We start from the raw sequence: 20,714 nt of genomic DNA on the forward strand, positions 1-20,714 counted from the left end.
CTGTATCATCAGATTAATTTATGGGGAGTTTTTCCTGGCAACAAAAGGGCTCTTAGAGTGCAAGCAGGAAATCAATGATTAAGTGATATACGTCTGCTGTTCGGTAAGTTTAGACTACTATCAAAGACTAACTGGAGGTTTCCCAATGAGTGAAAGAATGTCGGTGATACAAGGTGATATCACCCGCGCCGAGGTTGATGTGATTGTCAATGCGGCGAATTCATCCCTGATGGGGGGCGGCGGCGTGGATGGTGCGATTCATCGTGCAGCGGGGCCTGCGATACTTGAAGCGTGTAAAGTGATTGTGCGCCAACAGGGCGAATGTGCGCCTGGACATGCGGTGATTACTGAAGCCGGAAATATTCCTGTTAAAGCCGTCATTCATGCCGTTGGCCCGGTGTGGCAGGGCGGCGAAAAGCACGAAGCCCAATTGCTTGAGCAAACCTATCGCAACTGCCTGGACTTAGCGGCTGCCAATGGTTATCGCACGATTGCGTTTCCGGCAATTAGCTCGGGGGCTTACGGTTATCCAAAAGATGAGGCCGCAAAAATAGCCATTGATACTGTTTATCGTTATATCGGCCTGCGTCCGTTACCGGAACAGGTGATTTTTGTCTGTTTTGACGACGAAAATACGCAAATATATCAACAGCTTCTTGCCCAACTCTAATTTGAAAAACCATCACGCTACACGCCTGGGAAAGGCGATCACCCCCACGCTTGCTGAGCACCCAGGTCTGAGTGGTATCCATCCGCTTGCTGATAGCCTCGACGCATTTGCAGCACGTTATTTACTGTGCGGCATGGCGGAGAAAACGCTCGATATTCAGTACTACATCTGGCAGGACGATATGTCGGGGCGGCTGTTATTTAGCGCGTTACTGGCGGCGGCAGAGCGCGGCGTGGAGGTTCGCCTGTTGCTCGACGATAACAACACCAATGGTCTGGATGACATTTTAAAATTACTCAATTCTCATCCGCAGATTGAAGTCCGGCTGTTTAATCCCTTTTCATTTCGCCTGTTTCGCGCCATCGGTTATCTGACTGATTTTGCCCGGCTCAACCGCCGAATGCACAATAAGTCGTTCACCGTTGATGGCGAAACGACGATTATCGGTGGTCGTAACGTGGGTGATGCCTACTTCGGCGTGGGTAAACAACCGCTATTTTCAGATTTAGACGTGTTGGCGATCGGCCCGGTCGTCGGCGAAGTGAGCCAGGATTTTGAACGCTACTGGAACAGTCAGTGTGTCTCGACGCTGGAAAAAGTGTTGGATGTTGACCCCGATGTTTTGCATAACCGTGTGCAGCTGCCTGACGACTGGCGTGATGATCCGAAGGCGCGACGCTATCTTGATCGACTCACAACCAGCCAGTTTGCGACTAACCTGGTTTCCCGAACCCTCGAAATGTACTGGGCAAAGACGCGTTTACTGAGCGATGACCCGCGTAAAGGGCAGGGAAGGGCGCGTAACCACACGCTATTACCCCAGCGCCTGATGAATGTGATAGGTATGCCGGAGCAGGAAATAGACATTATTTCCGCCTATTTCGTGCCAACTCGCGCCGGTGTAGCGCAAATATTAGGCCTGGTGCGTAAAGGAGTGAAAATCGCGATTCTGACGAACTCGCTGGCTGCCAATGATGTTGCGGTTGTTCATGCGGGATATGCACGCTGGCGGAAAAAGCTCCTGCGCCATGGCGTCGAGCTTTATGAATTAAAACCTGAAAATGATAATCCTCGCAGGCTGCGTGACCGTGGCTTGACCGGTAATTCAGGTTCCAGCCTGCATGCCAAAACCTTCAGCGTCGATAAGCAAAAAGTGTTTATTGGCTCGTTCAATTTTGACCCGCGCTCCGCGATGCTTAATACCGAAATGGGTTTTGTGATTGAAAGTGAGGCGCTGGCGAAAAATATTCATCAACGCTTTACGCAGAGCCAGAAAGAAGCTGCATGGGCGCTGCGTTTAGACCGTTGGGGGCGAGTGAATTGGGTTGAAACTAGCGATGACAAAGAGTTTGTCTGGAAGAAAGAACCGCACACCCGCTTTTGGCAGCGGGTGTTGGTGAGATTGGTTTACAGGTTGCCGATTGAGTGGCTACTGTGAAATTTGTGTCGGATGACGCTGGCGCTTATCCGACCTACGAAACTTTCACCGCCACATTCTGCGGTTTGCCGGAGAACAAGAAGCGCAGCAAGGGAATTCGCAGGTGGATTTCATAAAGCGCGACTGCAATTCCCACGACAAAAATGAGCCCGGTTATAAAGCCCAACGCGTTTGAATGAATGTGCGGCGTGATGTATGCGCCGAAAAACAGCGTTAACGGATGGTGCACCAGATAAATAAAAAGCGAGGCATTGACGAAATAGGTGACGCGCTTTGACTGGAAGTTAAGCAATTTATGGCCAAGTGAAAACACCACATTAACCATCCACAAGCCCATCACCATCGTAATCACGCTTTCTGTTTCATACATCCACGCATCGCCGCTGCCATAACGCTGATTGAGCAAATAGGCGGCAAAGGTGAGGGCTGCACCCACTGCGCACCATCGCGAAGGGGTCGTAAACAGCGCTTTTAGCTGGGGGCGAACAAACACTAACGCACCGAGCATGAAGAATGGCAGGTAAAACAGCGTTTGCATGACCACGAAATTAAATAAACCATCGCTTAAAATTGGCGAATAAATAATAAAAATCGTGCGGCGAATGGCGCCGTATAAAATACCGAATCCCAGAAACGCGATTGAGAGCTTTCCTAAAGTGATTGCGGATTGATTATTTTCTGAGGTATCAGCCAGACGTTTTTTCATTTGTTGAAACAAAAATAAACAAACGGTAGTCAGCACGACCATCACTAATAAAAACCACAGGTGAGAAACCAGTTCCCACACCAGCGTGTTGTACTTTTCGTAAGGGGTCAGGCCGGGCCAATTTTTGGCTTTATCATTCACCTGTTGCAGCATTAAAAATTGCGGCAGAGTGAGCAGCGGAATGGCGGTTAACATCGGGATACCGACACGCTCCACGCGCACTTTCCACCAGCGTTTAAGCGGATAGCGCAAAAAAAGCATGTAAGAGAAATAGCCTGAAATGACGAAAAACACCTGCATGCGGAAGGCGTGAATAAAGTCATTGAAAAGGGTTAATCCCCATGAGGCTTCGGCGCTGTTGACGTGCCATTGGTGGCTTGAATAGATGAGCGAGATGTGGAACGGGATGCCTAAAAGCATTAACCAGGCCCGAATTGAATCCAGGAAAAACTCGCGTTGCTGTGGTGCTTTACTCATAATACTCCAGACATTATCGGACGAATCGCCTTATCCTTAAGAACATATCCCAATAGGCTTGAAGTCCCGAACGGTATCAATTCCGTGGCAACCCTACACTAACCGTGACATCCTGTCTCCTGGATGCACTCTGAAAGCGTAAGCAGTTGTCTTTTTTTGCTTAAAGGCTGAGCCGCCGCGCTGAACAATGCGGGTAATTGGTTGTCGGAAAGCAGAAGTTTCCATTAAAATGGATTGGATTGATTTAAGCACACAAAGGGGGATGTGCTGGTTAATATGAAACATAAACTAAAAATGATGAAAATGTGTGGGCTTGGTGCCGCTGTAATGCTGTCACTTTATACCACCTCGGTTTGGGCCTTCACCATCGATGATGTCGCAAAACAAGCGAAAACATTAGCGGGCAAAAGCTACGAAGCACCGAAAAGCAATCTGCCATCGCTCTTCCGCGACATGAAATATGCGGACTATCAGCAGATCCAGTTCAATCATGACAAAGCCTACTGGAGCAAGTTAAAGACCCCATTTAAGCTTGAATTTTATCATCAGGGTATGTACTTCGACACCCCGGTTGCTATCAATGAAGTGACAGCAACAGCGGTTCATAAGATCAAGTACAACCCGGATTACTTTAATTTCGGTAATGTAAAACACGATAAAGACACCGTGAAAGATCTCGGCTTTGCCGGGTTCAAAGTGCTCTATCCGATCAACAGCAAAGATAAGAACGACGAAATTGTCAGCATGCTCGGGGCGAGTTATTTCCGTGTGATTGGCTCAGGTCAGGTTTATGGCCTGTCTGCTCGTGGTTTGGCTATCGATACGGCTTTGCCTTCTGGCGAAGAGTTCCCACGTTTCCGTGAATACTGGATTGAACGCCCAAAAGCTGGCGATAAAACGCTGACCCTTTATGCGTTGCTCGACTCCCCACGTGCAACGGGTGCGTATCGCTTTGTGATTACCCCTGGGCGTGACACCGTCGTTAACGTGCAGTCGAAAGTTTATCTGCGCGATAAAGTCGGCAAACTGGGCGTGGCACCACTGACCAGTATGTTCCTGTTTGGGCCAAACCAGCCTTCACCTGCTACAAATTTCCGTCCTGAATTGCATGACTCTAACGGTCTGTCTATTCATGCCGGGAACGGTGAGTGGATTTGGCGTCCGCTGAACAACCCGAAACACCTGGCTGTTAGCTCGTTTGCGACAGAAAACCCAGTTGGATTCGGTTTGCTGCAACGTGGCCGTCAGTTCTCTCGCTTTGAAGATTTAGACGATCGTTACGATCAGCGCCCAAGTGCCTGGGTTGCGCCACAAGGTGATTGGGGTAAAGGTCGCGTCGAACTGGTGGAAATCCCTACCAATGACGAAACCAACGACAACATCGTTGCTTACTGGACACCGGATCAACTGCCGGAACCAGGCAAAGAGATGAACTTTAAGTACACCATTACCTTTAGTCGTGATGAAGACAAAATGCATGCGCCTGATAACGCATACGTTGCGCAGACTCGTCGCTCAACAGGTGATGTGAAACAGTCAAATCTGATTCGTCAGCCTGACGGCACGATTGCGTTTGTTGTGGATTATATCGGTGCGGACATGAAAAAACTGCCGCAAGACACACCGGTTACTGCGCAAACCAGCATTGGTGACAACGGTGAAATCGTTGACAGCCAGGTACGTTATAACCCGGTCACTAAAGGCTGGCGTTTGACCGTACGTGTGAAAGTCAAAGACGACAAGAAGCCGACTGAAATGCGTGCAGCGCTGGTCAATGGTGACCAAACGTTGAGCGAAACCTGGAGCTACCAGCTACCTGCCAATGAATAAGATTACTGATACTGCGTCTGATTACATTGATGCACTTGCGCTTTCTGCTGAGCAGAAGGCGGCGCTTCCTGCATCGAGTCTGCAAGCGGTGCACGAGGCGCTCGACGCGCAAGGGCACCACTATGACAGAGCTGATGATTCCCCTTTAGCTTCGGTAAAGGCCCGGCTCGAAATGAGCTGGCCTGGATCGCTCGGTGGTGAACAGCTGATCGAGGATGAAGAAGGGCGTACTCAGTTGCAGGCGATGCCAAAAGCAACGCGTTCTTCTATGTTCCCCGATCCGTGGCGCACCAACCCGATTGGTCGTTTCTGGGACCGTTTACGTGGGCGTGAAGTTAACCCTCGCTACATGTCGAAAGAAGAGGCTGAAGCCGAGCAGAAATGGCGTACCGTCGGGACCATCCGTCGATACATCCTGTTGCTGCTGACCATTTCTCAGACTGTGGTCGCAACCTGGTACATGAAGACCATTCTTCCGTACCAGGGTTGGGCGCTGATTAATCCTTCCGATATGATCGGCCAGGATTTGTGGGTGTCCTTCATGCAACTGCTGCCGTATGTCTTGCAAACCGGCATCTTGATCCTGTTTGCGATTTTGTTCTGTTGGGTATCAGCCGGTTTCTGGACCGCGCTGATGGGCTTCCTGCAACTGCTGATGGGCAAAGATAAATACAGTATCTCTGCGTCAACCGTCGGCGATGAGCCTATTGATCCGGCGAACCGTACCGCGCTTATCATGCCAATCTGTAACGAAGACGTAGACCGTGTTTTTGCGGGTCTGCGTGCGACGTGGGAATCGGTCAAAGCAACGGGCCAACAGCAGCACTTTGACGTTTACATCCTGAGCGATAGCTACAACCCGGATATCTGCGTTGCCGAGCAAAAAGCCTGGATGGAGCTGATTAACGAAGTGCAGGGCGAAGGGCAGATTTTCTATCGCCGCCGTCGCCGCCGCGTGAAGCGTAAAAGTGGCAACATTGATGACTTCTGTCGTCGTTGGGGCAACCAATATAGCTACATGGTGGTGTTGGATGCTGACTCCGTAATGAGCGGTGATTGCCTGACCAACCTGGTGCGCCTGATGAATGCTAACCCAAATGCGGGCATCATTCAGTCTTCACCAAAAGCGTCTGGAATGGACACCCTGTATGCGCGTTGCCAGCAGTTTGCAACACGCGTTTACGGGCCGCTGTTTACGGCGGGTCTGCACTTCTGGCAGTTGGGAGAATCCCACTACTGGGGTCACAATGCGATCATCCGCGTAAAACCGTTCATCGAGCACTGTGCGTTAGCGCCACTGCCAGGTGAAGGTTCATTCGCCGGTTCAATTCTGTCGCATGACTTCGTAGAAGCCGCTTTGATGCGCCGTGCGGGTTGGGGCGTGTGGATTGCCTATGACTTGCCGGGTTCTTATGAAGAACTGCCACCGAACTTGTTGGATGAACTCAAGCGTGACCGTCGTTGGTGCCACGGTAACTTGATGAACTTCCGTCTGTTCCTGGTAAAAGGTATGCATCCGGTTCACCGTGCGGTATTCCTGACAGGCGTCATGTCATATCTGTCCGCGCCGTTGTGGTTTATGTTCCTCGCGTTATCGACTGCCTTGCAGGTGGTGCATGCGTTGACGGAACCGCAATACTTCCTGCAACCGCGCCAGCTGTTCCCGGTGTGGCCGCAGTGGCGTCCGGAGTTGGCGATCGCGTTGTTTGCCTCCACCATGGTGTTGCTGTTCCTGCCGAAGCTTCTGAGCATCATTTTGATTTGGTGCAAAGGCTCGAAAGAGTTCGGTGGATTCTTCCGCGTAACGGCTTCTCTGTTGCTTGAAGTGCTGTTCTCAGTGCTGCTGGCTCCGGTGCGCATGCTGTTCCACACCGTATTTGTGGTCAGCGCGTTCCTCGGTTGGGAAGTGGTATGGAATTCACCGCAGCGTGATGATGACTCCACACCATGGGGCGAAGCGTTTATGCGCCACGGTTCTCAGCTTCTGTTGGGGCTGGTATGGGCAGTGGGGATGGCATGGCTGGATTTACGCTTCCTGTTCTGGCTCGCGCCAATCGTGTTCTCGCTGATTCTGTCGCCGTTTGTGTCGGTGATTTCGAGTCGTGCAACCATGGGTTTGCGTACCAAACGCTGGAAACTGTTCCTGATCCCGGAAGAGTATTCTCCTCCGCAGGTGCTGGTGGATACCGACAACTACCTGAAGCTCAACCGCAGCCGTACGCTGGATGATGGCTTTATGCACGCGGTGTTTAACCCGTCGTTTAACGCCCTGGCAACCGCCATGGCTACTGCGCGTCACCGTGCAAGCCAGGTGCTGGAAATCGCCCGTGACCGTCACGTTGAGCAGGCGCTGAACGAAACGCCTGATAAACTCAATCGCGATCGTCGTCTGGTGCTGTTAAGCGACCCGGTAACGATGTCTCGTCTGCATTATCGTGTGTGGTCGAACCCGGAGCGATATTCCTCCTGGGTGGATAGCTACAAAACGGTGAGCCTGAACCCTGAGGCTCTGCCGACGAAATAATGCGAAATACGCGTTATCAATGCCGACCTTCGGGTCGGCATTTTTTTGCGCTCAGGCAACCGGCGGTTATACTCAGCCGGAAAAACAGGAGAGACAATTTGTTAAGAGTGATGGTTGTGATAGCGATGGCGTGCGTGCTGAGCGGGTGTGGCAGTATTATCAGCCGTGCAGTTCCGGGGCAGGGACATGGTAATCAGTATTACCCCGGTGTGCAGTGGGATGTGCGTGACAGCGCATGGCGCTATATTACCGTGCTCGATTTACCGTTTTCTCTGGTATTCGACACGCTATTATTGCCCATTGATGCCAGCCACGGGCCTTACGAATAGGTGTTATCTTTCATCCCATTCATCAGCCGCCGTCTGCCCTTCCTCGGTATCCAGAGGCGGCTCAAGTTGAAATTCACCTTCATCCCATTCATGTAGCGTATTTTCTTCAATCCATTCCTGACGTAACTCGATTTCATCGTAGTCACCGTCGAAGACACTTTGCGCAGCCTCACCGCTGACCATCGGCAAACATTCCCCGTCCTCGCTGTCATCAGCGAAGAACTCGGCCTGCCACATAATATCGCCGTCCTGAAGAATGTATTTCTGAATGTTCAGCTGCGAAACGCTGGCACTCTCTTCATCAAGTTCAGGGTTGTCTACAAGGAAAAGCTCGCGTGCGGCATCAATCGCCTCTTCTAGCGTCGCATACAGACTCATACTCATCTCCTTTTGTTACAGGTCAGGGAGCGCGCTACAGCGCATTTTCAAGTTAATTGTTGACGCTCTTAGCAAAGTTGCAAGTATGAGATTTAATCCTCGTCGAACTTCGAGTTGTCTCTTTGTTGGCTGCGTTCACTCACCCCAGTCACTTACTTTAGTAAGCTCCTGGAGATTCTTTCACTTGCCGCCGCGATACAACTCGAATTACTTAGAGGATTAGGGCGTTAATCTTCCAAAACACGAGCGCGATCGGTTGGGCGGCGCAGGCTAATCCATGAGTAAAGCGCATTGAAGAGGACGACGCAGGCGGTGACTAAAAACACCGTCCGGAAGCCGTAGCTGGCTGAAACAGCTGCCCCGATTAACGGCCCGGTGACGTTGCCAATATCGCGGAAGGACTGGTTGTAGCTAAAGATACGTCCGGCAATTTGGTTGCTGGAGTTGTAAATAAGCAGGGTTTGAACGGCTGGAAGCAGTGCGCCATCAGCCGCACCGAGCAGGAAACGCAATATGCCCAATTGCAAAGGCGTTTGTACCATCGACATTGGGATCAGCAGCAGCACTGAAATCACCAGCGCACAAATTAAAATTCTCTCCGGGCCAATTCTGTCACCCAGTTTCCCCAGTCGCGGTGCGCTAATCAATGCTGCAACACCCGGCACCGAGGCAATCATGCCGCTGATAAAGGCCAGGTTGCTGACATTCCCCGCCAGCTCACGCACATATAGCGTCAGAATTGGCGCAATCGAACCGGTCGCCACCTGAATAATCATCGTGGTAACAAACAGACTCAGCACCAGTTTTGGGTTTTTCAGCGAGGTGAGCACCTGGCGTGCGTGCAGCATGTCTTTCTTATGAACCGGAGTAAATTGCTCACGAATACAAAAAAGTGTGAAAACGAAGCAGGTAAATAGCACGGCTGCCGTAATGAAAAATACCGGTCGAAGACCGTAGGTATCCGCCAGAAAACCGCCGATCATTGGCCCGAGTAATGCACCGCTTACGCCACCCGTTGAAAGTGTGCCGAGTGCCCAACCGCTTTTATGACGGGGAACCTGGGTAGCAATCAGCGCGTTCGCATTAGGGACAAATCCACCTAACAAACCGAGCAAGGCGCGCAGAGCTAAAAATTGCCAGATATTGCTCGCAAAGCCCATTAACACCATCACGATAGACATACCCAATGCGGAACGCAGCAGCATTATTTTGCGCCCTTTGCGGTCGGCAAGCCCTCCCCAAAACGGTGACGCTATCGCAGAGAACAGAAAGGTAATGCTGAAAACGATGCCCGACCACATATTCAGGGCGCTGTGGCCTGTCACACCGAGGTGTTCGACATACAGGGGAAGAAAAGGCATAACCAGGCTGAATGCGACGCCGGTCAGAAAACACCCAAGCCATGCGACGGTAAGATTTCGTTTCCAGTTGATAGTGCTAGTGCTAGTGCTCTCGGGGAGAGTCATAAAACTCCAGTTCGGTGCAAAGAAGATGTGCTGAGGAATTATTACCTTGCTAATTATGCGCCTGTAAGCGGCAGGGAGGCAACGTTTCTGAAACCGTATTTTAGAACGAATTAGGGCGACCTGGCGTCGCCCTATGACTTAATCGAATAGAGAGAGATTAGTAGCGCGCAGGCACACCCTCAGGGCGTGTTTTGAAGCGGCGGTGTAGCCACATATATTGCTCTGGGGCCATCATGATGCATTGCTCGATGATTTGGTTCATCCAGATTGCCGTACCTTCCGGGGTTTCCAGCGGTGGGGAAAACTCTGCGGGGAGAATAATAAGCTCATACCCTTTGCCGTCCGGTTTACGGCGCGGAACCATCGGGACAATCGCGGCACCTGACATACGTGCAAGAGTGTATGTCCCCATGGTGGTTGCCGCCTCATCGACGCCAAAGAACGGGACGAAAACACTGCCGCGCGGGCCGTAGTCGTGATCTGGCGCGTACCAGATGATTTCGCCCTGTTTGAGCGCACGAATCATCCCTTTAAGATCTTTGCGGTCAATCATGCTTTTGTTTGAGCGCATCCGGCCCCAGGTTTGTAGCCAGTCAAGAAGGGGGTTGTCATTGGGGCGGTATACACCGATGCCAGGCGTATTCATACCAAACATTCGCGCACCAAGTTCAAGCGTCAGGAAATGAATACCGATGAGCAGCACGCCGCGTTTGGCCTCTTGCACCGCATGGATTTGATCTACGCCGCTGACGTCGCACCAGCGCTGAATACGCCAGGTTGGCCAGAACCAGGCAATGCCGGTTTCCATCAGGCCAAGACCCACAGACTCAAAGTTTTTATCCAGATAGACCTCGCGCTCTTCCGCCGTTTTATGGGGGAAGGCGAGCTCAAGATTGCGACGGGTAATTCTGACGCGGCGTTTCATAAAACGCCTGGCGAGTTTGCCGAGGCCACGCCCAAGTCGGTAAATCACTGGGTAGGGGAGCAGGGTAATTAAATAAAGTAAGCCAATCCCAAACCAGATTCCCCAGTACCGGGGATGAAGTAAAGCGCGCGAGAATTGCGGTAAGTTCGTCATGTAAAACCTATAGTGACGGCAAATGCCGGATCTTCTTGAGTAAGTCTATTGTGACATTAAATATGAGGCAGCCAAAATTAACAGTAGCAGAGTGTTTGATATTGCACCGTTTGTTGTTTCGGTTGCGGATAAATGAGGAAAATGTAGCGTAAAATACAGGGATGTAAATTAACGTTAATTGCTTTATGATGCAGCCCACTTTTTTCCTGTCAACGATTGCCGAGCGAACACCATGCCAGTGTTACACAACCGCATATCGAATGATGAATTGCGCGTGCGCATGTTGGCTGAAACCGAGCCACGCACCACAATCTCATTCTATAAATATTTCACTATCGAAGAGCCGCAAGCTACGCGCGACGCGCTTTATCTGGCGTTTACCGCGCTGAATGTTTTTGGCCGCGTGTATCTCGCGCATGAAGGGATCAATGCGCAAATTAGCGTTCCGCAAAGTCGGGTCGATGCCTTCCGCGAAACACTTTACGGATTCCATCCTGCGCTCAATGGCGTGCGTCTGAATATCGCCCTTGAAGACGATGGAAAATCATTTTGGGTACTGCGCATGAAAGTGCGTGACCGTATCGTTGCCGATGGCATTGAGGACGCGTCATTTGATGCCAGCAATGTCGGCGCTTATCTGAAGGCCGCGGATGTTAACGCGATGCTCGACGACCCGGATGCTGTGTTTATCGACATGCGTAACCATTACGAATATGAAGTGGGCCATTTCCAGGATGCTATGGAAATTCCTGCGGACACATTTCGTGAACAGTTACCGAAAGCGGTCGATATGTTGCAGGACGACAAAGACAAAAAAATCGTCATGTATTGCACCGGTGGGATTCGTTGTGAAAAAGCCAGCGCCTGGATGCTGCATAATGGCTTCAAAAATGTTTATCACATCGAAGGTGGGATTATCGAATATGCGCGCCGAGCGCGTGAGCAAGGTATCCCGGTGCGTTTTGTCGGCAAAAACTTTGTCTTCGACGAGCGTATGGGCGAGCGCATTTCTGATGATGTGATTGCCCACTGCCATCAGTGTGGGACAGCTTGCGATAGCCACACCAACTGCAAAAACGACGGCTGCCATCTGCTGTTTATTCAGTGCCCAGCTTGCGCTGAGAAGTTTGCTGGCTGCTGTAGTGACATTTGCCGCGAAGAGTTGGCGCTTACGCCAGAGGAACAACGTCGCCGACGTGCAGGCCGTGAGAATGGCAATAAGATTTTCAATAAATCCCGTGGGGTTTTGAACACCACATTAGGGATCCCGGATCCTGAGTGATCTGTGTGGGTGGATACAAACGTATCCACCCATGTTTCTTATTTCAATGAATTAAAGCGTGAAAGGGAAAACGGCTTAAGGTCGAAGTTCGACTCGTTGCCCAGCGCAAACTGACAGGCGATTTCCCCCAGTACCGAAGCGAATTTAAAACCATGCCCGCTTAAGCCCGTGATGATCATCGTGTTGTCATGATCCGGAAGGGTATCAATAATAAAATCTTCATCCGGCGACATATCATATGTGCAGGCCGCGCCATGCATACAAACCCCGACGCCTGGCATTATCTGGCGTAAGAAGCTGAACACTTCACTACCGTCAGTGGCAACGGCGCCAAATGGTTTGCGTTGCTGTGGCTCGCTAATAATCTGCCCGCCATCATGTTTGCCCAGTTTGAGTTCGTTATCCTCACCTGCCGGGAACCCGTAATACTGGCTGCCATCAGGCAATTGGGCGGTAAATGCGGGGAAGTTATTGCTCTCGCTATAGCGTCCATCAGCCTGGTGCCAGCTAAAGATTTTACGCACCGGCGTCACCGGCAAATCTGGCAGCAATTTTGTGACCCAGGTTCCGGCACTGACCAACAGTTTATCAGCGGTAAATTCACCTTCTGGCGTCTGAACCGCGACACCTTCAGCGGTATGGCGAATGTCCGTCACCGGGCAGTTAAATAGTTGTGCGCAACCGCCCTGATTTGCCAGACGGATATAGGTCTTCACCGCCAGCTCGCTACGCAATACGCCAGAATCTGGCTCAAACAGGCCTAGATACTGTTCCGGGACCGTGATTTGCGGCCAGCGCGTCATCACTTCCTGGGCTGTGAGCGTCTCAAGCGGCAATGACCAGTTTTGCGCGCTGCTTTGTACCGTGGAGATAAACGCTGAATCTTTTGGCCCGAGATTAATCACGCCCGTGCGATGGAACACTTTCTCACCGCTGATCTCCTGCAACGCATCCCAAAGCTTTTGTGCACGTAACACCAGCGGGACATATTTTTCCCCTTCACCATAAGCGTGGCGCATCAGACGTGTATCGCCATGATGGCTACCTTGCTGGTGGGGAGGATGGTGGCTATCAATCATTAACACGTTTAAACCGGAGTGAGTGACATAGCACCCGGCGGCTGCGCCGACAGAACCACTACCGACAATGATAAGGTCATAATGCATGGTGCTTTTTCTTCCCTCTGGCAAAAATTAAATTATATAGCAGAGTAATTAATTCCTCGCGGGCTGACAATTAAGCGAGGCCTGAATAATAAAAAAGGCACCTCAACGGTGCCTTGCGTTATTTGGGTAGCATCGGCAATCAATGCTTACGATAATCGTTTACCTGGTAATCACTAGATTCAATCTTAGCAATGCCGGCTTCTAAAATAGAAATAAATTGCCGGGCAACATCCGTGGTCAGCCATAAAGTTTGACCGATTTCAGTTTCGTCGTTCTTTTGCGTATTCGAGGTCAGGTAGTGCAGGCGAAGCATCAGCGCGTCATAGCTATCTACGGTGCTGATGTCCCATCCGACTAAGGGATGGGTCTGGATAACATCACTATTTTTTTCCATCATAACCCCTTTTATACGTGTGTTTAAGACAACGGTTCGCGAGGTTTAATGCTTGTTTAATGTGAAGCCAATTAAGTATATCAATGATTAAGCTAATTCGACGGAGAAATAAATACCTTGCAACACATTTTTTACATAAAAGCGTGTATTTGGACAATTTTTAAGCAGGCGGATGTTTGTTGATATCAGTCAAATCTGAGTTGTGAGCGGGAAGGGAAATATTTAAAGAGTGAAATTTAAACAATAAAAAAACCGGATGGCGACACCCGGCATAAAAAATAACGAGGGAAAATTATTTTGGTGATGGTATGAAAGCAGCGGTACAACATTGAATTTGCCACTTCCAGGATGGTTTTTAATCCGCAGCAAACCAGTCGTCGGCGCTTTCCCAGGTTTCTTGCAATATTTCGCTAATACGATCGCGAGTTTCTTTGCTGGCCCCTAACACTGAAAGGTTGTTAGCAGCGGCATAACGCACCTGAACATGGCTTTCGTCTTCAGGATAATACTGGGTAATACGGCGTGAGAGTTCATTGGCAAGCGCATCAACAGCGCCTGGCGGCAGAGATGTAGTTTTGGCAATAGTGACTTCAATACGCATAATAGCCCCCTGTATAATATACTGGATATTTATACAGTCATATTCTCAGGTATGCAACAGGGGGCATTAAATTTTATTATTTTACTGACCAGTTGACTTGTTCGCCGGCAAGGAAAGGTACGATGCTATCGTCAGAAGTCTCAATGATTTCTGGGATTTGTACCGGAGTACGCACCAGTTCAATGGTTTCTTCGTTAACCGGTAAACCGTAGAAACGTGGGCCATTCAGTGAAGTAAACGCTTCGAAATGCTGCATTGCATTCATTTCTTCAAAGACGGTCGCATAAGCGCCCAGTGCCGAAGGAGCGTTAAAGCAGCCTGCACAACCACAACTCGCTTCTTTACGGTGACGTGCGTGCGGGGCTGAATCCGTGCCAAGGAACACGCGGTCGCATCCGCTGGCAACCAGCTCACGTAACGCTTCCTGATGAACGCTGCGCTTCAAAATTGGCAGGCAGTACAGGTGAGGGCGAACGCCGCCAACCAGCATATGGTTGCGGTTAAACATCAGGTGTTGTGGTGTGATGGTCGCGCCCAACAAGGAGTTTCCTTCCTTCACATACTGTGCCGCGTCTTTGGTGGTGATGTGTTCAAACACCACTTTCAGTTCAGGTAGTTGCTTACGCAGCGGTTCCATCACGGTTTCGATAAAGCGTGCTTCACGGTCGAAAATGTCGATGTCTGCATGAGTCACTTCGCCGTGAATAAGCAAAGGCATGCCGATTTTTTGCATACGCTCAAGCACCGGTAAAATCGCGGCGGTGCTGGTCACGCCGTGGCTTGAGTTGGTTGTTGCGTTGGCAGGATAGAGTTTTGCAGCAGTAAACACGCCTTCGTTGAATCCGCGCTCAACTTCGTTCGGGTCAAGGGAGTCAGTCAGGTAGCAGGTCATCAACGGCTCAAAATTATGCCCTTGAGGCACCGCATCCAGAATGCGTTGACGATAAGCAATGGCGGCTTCAACCGTTGTCACAGGCGGCACCAGATTTGGCATGACAATCGCGCGACCATAAATTTCGCTGGTATAAGGCACCACCGTTTTTAACATCTCACCATCACGAAGGTGAACATGCCAGTCGTCTGGGCGGCGAATTTTTAATACCTGAGGTAGTACGGTCATGAAAGTGCTCCGGCGTAGGAAGGAAATAACGATGATTTATGCCGGGCACAAAGGATAAGCGCAAACGTTTCGCTTTGCACCCATTTCGTTGAGATTTTCACGGGGAGAAGGTGTTCTCCCCGCAGGAAAGCCGATTACTCAGTGAAAGGAATCACAATCTCGCCAGGTTTAACTTCAATCCCTTTAGCGTATTTCTTAGCCAGTTTTTCGCCTGTGCTGTTGTCTTCACTCAAAATATAAGCGGGCTGCTGGTTAAAGTAATTCCGTAACGACTGATTCAGATAGGGAATCAGAGTCTGAACAATCGTCTTCATTTTTTCTGGCTCGACGGTGGCGTCTACCACTTCCATTTCCTGCAAATAAATAGCGCCTTGCTCTTTATTGAAGGTCGGTAAAGCCTTTAATTTCAGTTTGATATTGGCTTTTTGGTTACCGAATAGCGACGTCATATCCAGATTAGCATCGCCCGTCAGCGTGATTTTGTTTGGCTCTTCACGGCCAATCGCACTGGCTAAATTGGTCAAAACAATATGAGCATCGGCAACACCTGGCAGGCCAATGTCTTTAGAAAAATTATTACGTTTATGCAGCGCCTGGTTGATTTCCTGCTCGCTGATGGTGTATTGCGTTAGCTGGTTACAACCCACCACTAATCCGCTCAGCATCAATGCTGCGGCTAACACTATCTTTTTCATGGAGTTCCTTAACATGCTGCTTTGGTCACAGATCCTGACATAAAGCATGATGTTCTACCAGCGCAGGCAGTGCTACAGGAAAAGCCTTAATTTTTTATTCAGCACAATGTGTTTATGAACCAGAAGTTGAAGGCGGGTGGAATTACCCGCCGTAGAACCATGAACAATCTTTAGATCGCATGAGATGACAGCAGATTAATTTGCGTCTGTTTGGCCATATTATCGCGATAGGCAGCAACCCGGCTTGGCCACTCAATTCCGGCAACCAGCGTCAGATTACGCAGCAGCGGGAACAGATGAATATCATCTTCTGACAGCTCGCCGTTAACCGCATTGGGCTGAACAATCAGCTTATCGAGCTTGCGCAAATCATCGCTGATTTTCTTGATAAGACCGGGTGAGTGCGTCAGAAGATCGGCAAAGGAACCGATCATCGCCTCTTTCTTTTTGGTGAAATAAGCACGCGCTTCGGGTGTGGCAAATTCATCGAATGGCGCTTTCGCAATGCGGGGTATCGTCAGTTGCTGAACATAGCTCTGCACATGGCGCAGCCACTCGGAAATCGCGGCGTTAGTGCTGCCAGTAATTAACGGTTCGCCATCGAGTTTATCGACGTAATACACGATATCCATGCTTTCGGGTAGATAACGACTATCGTCTTTTTGCAGGATTGGCGCCATTTTCTTGCCAATCATTTTTGTCGGGGTAGCTTCATCGTCGTTTAACAAGACTTTTAACTCGATGGGGATGTTCTTTAAGCCAAAAATCATGCGTGCTTTAAGGCAGAAAGGGCAGTGATCGTAAATATAAAGCTTCACGTTACTCCTCCATATCAATCGTCAGGAAAAATCCGTCAATTTTTGAGTATGGAGGAGAATACCAGGGGCTGCAAACTAGTTGCCCGGTTCAAGCATCGAGGGTTCAACAGGTTTCGTGCTGAACTGCCACCACAGCGCGAAAAGCGTAATGATGCCAATAATCCCCAGCATCACCCACGGAAGTTCCGGCTGATTAATGCTTTTCCCTGCGTCATAAAGCCACCCGCCGCCCGCATAACCGAATGCGCCACCGATGGCCAGGCCCAGCCGACTGAACCCCATATAACTGCCGCGAGCGCGTGAATCAGCGAGCGATGCACTCAGCGTTTCGCGAGCCGGTTCGGCAATAATGGAGCCAATGTAAAACACGCAAATCAGGGTAAACAGCTGCTGAAGATTGCTGCTTAAACCCATCGGCAACATCGCCAGCGACATCAGCAACAAACCGGCCATCAAACGTTGCTCAAGACGAAAGCGTTTTTCGCTCCAGCGAGCAATTGGGTACAGCAGCGTTAACGAGAGCGCCGCTTCAATGGCGTACATCCATTTCACTGCGGCAGGCGTCCCGGCAATTTCGTTGACCATAATCGGCAGCATCAACATTACCTGCACCGCTAACATGTAATAACCGGCTAGCGTCAGAACATAAGTGATGAAGCGTTTGTCACGCAGCACACGCCCCATGCCTTCGAGCATCGGTGTGCGAATAGTGGAAAGTTTATAAGCAGGCAGCAGCCAGGCATTGACGCCTGCGCAAATGACAAACATCACGGCGCCTACAGCACACACCAGACGGAAATCATATTGCAGCAACCAGCTTCCAAGCAGGGCGCCAATCACCGCCCCGGCGCTGTCTTGCATCATCAATATTGAGAAGAAACGGCCACGCTGATGTGGGCGCACCAGTTTTACCACCAGGGCTGCGCGTGGAGGGTCAAACAACGTCCCGCCAATTGCGGAGATAAAACACGACAACCACAACACCCACGGCTCCTGCGCGATACCCATCAGCGCAAAACCGACGGCGCGCAGCAGCATTCCGGTGACGATCATTGGTTTGGCGCCAAGTTTATCGGCGATAGCCCCGCCAAATATTCCCAGCCCTTGCTGTGTTAATTGGCGCAGGCCGAGCGCAATGCCCACCATTAATGCGGCCCAACCCATTTGGTCAACAAAGCGAATAGAAATAAGAGGGAAAACCACGAAGAAGCCTAATACCACTAGCATATTATCGAGCAATAAGAAGTATTTACCCAGGCTCCTGGCCTGCGCGACCCGCGCCATCTCCCCTCCAGGGAACTTTAAAAGTGTGACAAACTTCTATTCTCTACTGCTCTCAGGGTTTTTGACAGGTAGCCACGTGACAATATTTTTTTATCAATCTGGCGCTTTGATTGAACTCATTAATCGAAAAAAGTATGACCTGATGAAAAATCTGCATGTTGTTGTTTTCCTTCCGTCGCCAGGCGCAGGTATAGTAATTAAGTTGCCTAAGAAAAATGTGGGATGTGAGGAGTAGGGTGAACATGTTTGGCTACCGCAGTAACCTGCCCAAAGTACGCTTAACAACCGACCGCCTGGTGGTGCGTCTGGTGTATGAGCGCGATGCCTGGCGTCTGGCTGATTATTACGCTGAAAACCGCCAGTTCCTGAAACCGTGGGAGCCGATTCGTGACGACAGCCATTGCTACCCTTCCGGTTGGCAGGCGCGGTTGGGCATGATTGGTGAGATGCACAAAACGGGCAGCGCTTATTACTTTGCGCTGCTTGATCCAGAAGAAAAGGAAATACGTGGCGTTGCCAATTTCTCCAACGTGGTGCGTGGCTCTTTTCATGCTTGTTATCTCGGCTATTCGCTGGGCGAGAAATGGCAGGGGCAGGGCATGATGTTTGAAGCGTTGACTACAGCAATACGTTACATGCAACGCAGCCAAAATATTCACCGCATCATGGCGAACTACATGCCGCACAACCAGCGCAGCGGCGACCTCCTTGCCCGCCTCGGTTTTGAAAAAGAAGGCTATGCCAAAGAGTATTTACTGATTGATGGAGTCTGGCGCGACCATGTGTTGACTGCATTGACTACCAAAGAATGGACCCCTGGCCGTTAAGGAAGAGAAATGAAATATCAGTTAACTGCGGTTGAAGCGCGAGTTGTGGGTAGCCTGATGGAAAAGCAGGTGACCACTCCCGAACAATATCCGATGTCGGTGAACGGCGTGGTGACGGCATGTAACCAGAAAACCAACCGCGAACCCGTTATGGAATTAAAAGAACATGACGTTCAGGACACTCTGGATTCGCTGGTAAAACGCCACTTTCTGCGCACCCTCAGCGGGTTTGGCAACCGTGTCACCAAATACGAGCAACGTTTCTGCAATTCTGAATTTGGCAATCTCAAACTCTCGGCTGCTGAAGTCGCCGTTGTGACCACTTTGCTGCTGCGCGGGGCGCAAACGCCAGGTGAATTACGCACACGCGCCGCCAGAATGTTTGAATTTGCCGATATGGCACAGGTTGAAGCGACGCTCGAAAATCTGGCTAATCGCGAAGATGGCCCGTTTGTGGTGCGTTTGCCGCGCGAGCCTGGCAAGCGTGAAAGTCGCTATATGCATCTTTTCAGTGGCGAGGTTGACGCCTCTGAACTGGCAGCGCCCCAAAGTTCTGCGCAGCCCGCAGAAGATTTAACGGCCCGCGTCGAACAACTTGAAAGTGAAGTTGCCGAGCTTAAGCAACGCCTGGATTCACTGCTCGCGCATCTTGGGGATTAATGAATGACTAAACTTCGCGTCGGCGTGGTCGGCTTGGGCGGGATTGCGCAAAAAGCGTGGCTGCCGGTATTAACTCAAGCGGGTGACTGGATATTTCAGGGGGCGTTTTCTCCAACCCAGGCTAAAGCGCAAAAGGTTTGCGATGCGTATCGCATTCCCTATGTTTCCTCTATTTCAGAGCTGGCCGCGCAGTGTGACGCGGTGTTCGTTCACAGCGCAACCAGCAGCCATTTCGCGGTCGTCAGCGAACTATTGCAGGCAGGCGTTAACGTTTGTGTCGATAAGCCTCTGGCTGAAAATCTTGCTGATGCGGAACGCCTGGTAGAAATGGCACATCGCCAGAAACGCACATTAATGGTCGGTTTTAACCGCCGTTTCTCTCCGCTGTATCAGGATCTGAAAGCTAAACTGGCGACTGGCGCGTCGTTGCGAATGGACAAACACCGTGCGGATAGCGTCGGGCCAAACGATCTGCGTTTCACGTTGCTGGATGATTACCTGCACGTCGTTGATACGGCCTTGTGGCTCGGTGGGCGTGAAGCACAATTGCAAAGCGGCACCTTGCAGACTAACGACCAGGGGCAAATGCTGTTTGCTGAACATCACTTTGCCAGCGGTAATCTGCAAATCACTACCAGTATGCATCGCCGTGCGGGAAGTCAGCGCGAGTGGGTTCAGGCGGTGACAGACGGTGGTTTATATGATGTGACTGATATGCGCGAATGGCGTGAAGAGTGCGGCAGTGGCGTGGTACATCGCCCAATCCCTGGCTGGCAAAGCACTCTTGAGCAGCGAGGATTTGTCGGTTGCGCGCATCATTTCCTTGAAAGTGTGGCAAATCAGACGGTTCCTGAAACCGCAGGCGAGCAAGCGTTGATGGCGCAGCGCGTGGTTGAGAAACTGTGGCGTGATGCGATGAGCGAATAACACGAGTGCTATTTAAATAGAGTATCGGTAGACTACGCGCCTAC

At 50.6% G+C, this 20,714-nt stretch carries 20 protein-coding genes; 9 read left to right on the plus strand and 11 right to left on the minus strand.

The window, feature by feature from the left end:
• Positions 1-145 precede the first annotated feature (145 nt).
• Both ymdB and AC0IWZ_RS06865 read left to right on the plus strand, forming a co-directional pair.
• Positions 146-670 carry an O-acetyl-ADP-ribose deacetylase gene (ymdB, locus tag AC0IWZ_RS06860; RefSeq protein ID WP_471677773.1) on the plus strand — a complete coding sequence of 175 codons (525 nt, stop codon included), beginning with the start codon at positions 146-148 and terminating at the stop codon, positions 668-670.
• The gene (locus tag AC0IWZ_RS06865; protein WP_471679080.1) at positions 633-2,108 is read left to right on the plus strand and encodes a phospholipase D-like domain-containing protein; all 1,476 of its coding nucleotides are present in this window, start codon (positions 633-635) and stop codon (positions 2,106-2,108) included. Before ymdB ends, AC0IWZ_RS06865 begins: the two co-directional genes overlap by 38 nt.
• Positions 2,109-2,142: 34 nt before the next feature.
• Here the strand turns inward: AC0IWZ_RS06865 and mdoC are convergent, their stop codons facing one another.
• Positions 2,143-3,291, minus strand: coding sequence for a glucans biosynthesis protein MdoC (gene mdoC, locus AC0IWZ_RS06870; RefSeq protein WP_471677772.1), 1,149 nt, complete (start codon positions 3,289-3,291; stop codon positions 2,143-2,145).
• Positions 3,292-3,585: 294 nt separating this feature from the next.
• On the opposite strand from mdoC, the gene mdoG reads away from it, so the two are divergent.
• From mdoG to AC0IWZ_RS06885, 3 genes are all read left to right on the plus strand, one after another.
• Entirely contained in the window at positions 3,586-5,121 is a 1,536-nt protein-coding gene (gene mdoG / locus AC0IWZ_RS06875; protein ID WP_115631858.1) for a glucans biosynthesis protein MdoG, read from the plus strand.
• Positions 5,114-7,645 (plus strand): glucans biosynthesis glucosyltransferase MdoH, encoded by a 2,532-nt coding sequence (gene mdoH / locus AC0IWZ_RS06880; RefSeq protein WP_410372751.1) that lies wholly within the window; start codon positions 5,114-5,116, stop codon positions 7,643-7,645. The genes mdoG and mdoH overlap by 8 nt, the downstream gene beginning before the upstream one ends.
• Positions 7,646-7,755: 110 nt before the next feature.
• Positions 7,756-7,974, plus strand: coding sequence for a YceK/YidQ family lipoprotein (locus tag AC0IWZ_RS06885; protein ID WP_034494479.1), 219 nt, complete (start codon positions 7,756-7,758; stop codon positions 7,972-7,974).
• A 3-nt stretch (positions 7,975-7,977) separates the two neighbouring features.
• Here the strand turns inward: AC0IWZ_RS06885 and AC0IWZ_RS06890 are convergent, their stop codons facing one another.
• From AC0IWZ_RS06890 to AC0IWZ_RS06900, 3 genes are all read right to left on the minus strand, one after another.
• Positions 7,978-8,352, minus strand: a complete 375-nt coding sequence (locus AC0IWZ_RS06890) for a MysB family protein (RefSeq protein ID WP_034494480.1) — start codon at positions 8,350-8,352, stop codon at positions 7,978-7,980.
• Between the two features lie 227 nt (positions 8,353-8,579).
• Positions 8,580-9,818 carry a multidrug efflux MFS transporter MdtG gene (gene mdtG, locus AC0IWZ_RS06895; protein WP_471677771.1) on the minus strand — a complete coding sequence of 413 codons (1,239 nt, stop codon included), beginning with the start codon at positions 9,816-9,818 and terminating at the stop codon, positions 8,580-8,582.
• Positions 9,819-9,975: 157 nt separating this feature from the next.
• Positions 9,976-10,896, minus strand: coding sequence for a Kdo(2)-lipid IV(A) acyltransferase (locus AC0IWZ_RS06900; RefSeq protein ID WP_471677770.1), 921 nt, complete (start codon positions 10,894-10,896; stop codon positions 9,976-9,978).
• Between the two features lie 232 nt (positions 10,897-11,128).
• On the opposite strand from AC0IWZ_RS06900, the gene trhO reads away from it, so the two are divergent.
• Positions 11,129-12,178 carry an oxygen-dependent tRNA uridine(34) hydroxylase TrhO gene (gene trhO, locus AC0IWZ_RS06905; RefSeq protein WP_034494484.1) on the plus strand — a complete coding sequence of 350 codons (1,050 nt, stop codon included), beginning with the start codon at positions 11,129-11,131 and terminating at the stop codon, positions 12,176-12,178.
• Positions 12,179-12,216: 38 nt separating this feature from the next.
• Here the strand turns inward: trhO and solA are convergent, their stop codons facing one another.
• The 7 genes from solA to mdtH form a co-directional block, all read right to left on the minus strand.
• The gene (solA, locus tag AC0IWZ_RS06910; RefSeq protein WP_471677769.1) at positions 12,217-13,344 is read right to left on the minus strand and encodes an N-methyl-L-tryptophan oxidase; all 1,128 of its coding nucleotides are present in this window, start codon (positions 13,342-13,344) and stop codon (positions 12,217-12,219) included.
• 139 nt (positions 13,345-13,483) lie between these two features.
• Positions 13,484-13,738 carry a biofilm formation regulator BssS gene (bssS, locus tag AC0IWZ_RS06915; RefSeq protein ID WP_034494486.1) on the minus strand — a complete coding sequence of 85 codons (255 nt, stop codon included), beginning with the start codon at positions 13,736-13,738 and terminating at the stop codon, positions 13,484-13,486.
• 355 nt (positions 13,739-14,093) lie between these two features.
• The gene (gene dinI / locus AC0IWZ_RS06920) at positions 14,094-14,339 is read right to left on the minus strand and encodes a DNA damage-inducible protein I (protein WP_034494488.1); all 246 of its coding nucleotides are present in this window, start codon (positions 14,337-14,339) and stop codon (positions 14,094-14,096) included.
• Positions 14,340-14,415: 76 nt separating this feature from the next.
• Positions 14,416-15,459 (minus strand): dihydroorotase, encoded by a 1,044-nt coding sequence (pyrC, locus tag AC0IWZ_RS06925; RefSeq protein ID WP_471677768.1) that lies wholly within the window; start codon positions 15,457-15,459, stop codon positions 14,416-14,418.
• Between the two features lie 134 nt (positions 15,460-15,593).
• Positions 15,594-16,154 (minus strand): lipoprotein, encoded by a 561-nt coding sequence (locus tag AC0IWZ_RS06930; RefSeq protein WP_471677767.1) that lies wholly within the window; start codon positions 16,152-16,154, stop codon positions 15,594-15,596.
• Positions 16,155-16,324: 170 nt separating this feature from the next.
• Complete coding sequence (gene grxB, locus AC0IWZ_RS06935; RefSeq protein WP_471677766.1) at positions 16,325-16,972, minus strand: glutaredoxin 2; 648 nt, start codon at positions 16,970-16,972, stop codon at positions 16,325-16,327.
• A 75-nt stretch (positions 16,973-17,047) separates the two neighbouring features.
• Complete coding sequence (gene mdtH, locus AC0IWZ_RS06940; RefSeq protein WP_034494495.1) at positions 17,048-18,256, minus strand: multidrug efflux MFS transporter MdtH; 1,209 nt, start codon at positions 18,254-18,256, stop codon at positions 17,048-17,050.
• A gap of 242 nt (positions 18,257-18,498) precedes the next feature.
• On the opposite strand from mdtH, the gene rimJ reads away from it, so the two are divergent.
• Genes rimJ through AC0IWZ_RS06955 form a run of 3 tightly spaced genes read left to right on the plus strand, consistent with a single transcriptional unit; the run spans position 18,499 to position 20,670 of the window.
• Complete coding sequence (gene rimJ / locus AC0IWZ_RS06945) at positions 18,499-19,083, plus strand: ribosomal protein S5-alanine N-acetyltransferase (protein ID WP_034494497.1); 585 nt, start codon at positions 18,499-18,501, stop codon at positions 19,081-19,083.
• Positions 19,084-19,092: 9 nt separating this feature from the next.
• Positions 19,093-19,743, plus strand: coding sequence for a YceH family protein (locus tag AC0IWZ_RS06950; RefSeq protein ID WP_471677764.1), 651 nt, complete (start codon positions 19,093-19,095; stop codon positions 19,741-19,743).
• 3 nt (positions 19,744-19,746) lie between these two features.
• Positions 19,747-20,670 (plus strand): Gfo/Idh/MocA family protein, encoded by a 924-nt coding sequence (locus AC0IWZ_RS06955; RefSeq protein ID WP_034494502.1) that lies wholly within the window; start codon positions 19,747-19,749, stop codon positions 20,668-20,670.
• Positions 20,671-20,714 lie beyond the last annotated feature (44 nt).

Source organism: Buttiauxella sp. AC142 (assembly GCF_979253435.1).